1 protein-coding gene is annotated in these 532 nt (G+C 47.0%); it reads left to right on the plus strand.

Annotation, left to right across the window (positions count from 1 at the left end):
* On the plus strand, nucleotides 1-479 hold a 479-nt coding region (locus R7040_RS29650; protein ID WP_411978237.1), incomplete at its 5' end, for an alpha/beta fold hydrolase.
* Nucleotides 480-532 lie beyond the last annotated feature (53 nt).

Raw genomic sequence — 532 nt, forward strand, 5'->3', positions numbered from 1 at the left:
AGCGAGTGAGTAAGCTGATCACCGTCGCCAGCTCACCAAAATTTGCCGCAGAAAAACCGTGGCGCGGCATTCAACCGAATGTACTGAGCGCGTTCACCTCTCAGTTACTAGAAGACTTTTCACTGACCATTGAGCGCTTTATGGCGCTGCAAGCCATGGGAAGTCCATCTGCACGTAAAGATGTTAAACAACTCAAACAAGCGGTGCTATCGCGTCCTCAGCCGAACCCAGAGTCACTATTGGTTGGCTTAAATATTTTGGCTGATGTTGACCTGCGTGATGCGCTGATTTCCCTGACTATGCCGATGCTACGTCTTTACGGTCGTTTGGATGGTTTGGTGCCGATTAAAGTGGCGACCGATCTCAGCCAGCAACTGCCTCACACGCAACAGTTTGTCTTTTCTCAATCTTCTCATGCACCGTTCATGACAGAACATGATGAATTTTGTGCGCAAGTTCGAGATTTCGCTCAGGATTAAAGTCGTGCAGTGAAAAAGGCTAAAGTTGATTAAAATTTGGTCGATATAATTGT

The organism is Vibrio sp. 1069 (assembly GCF_033340555.1).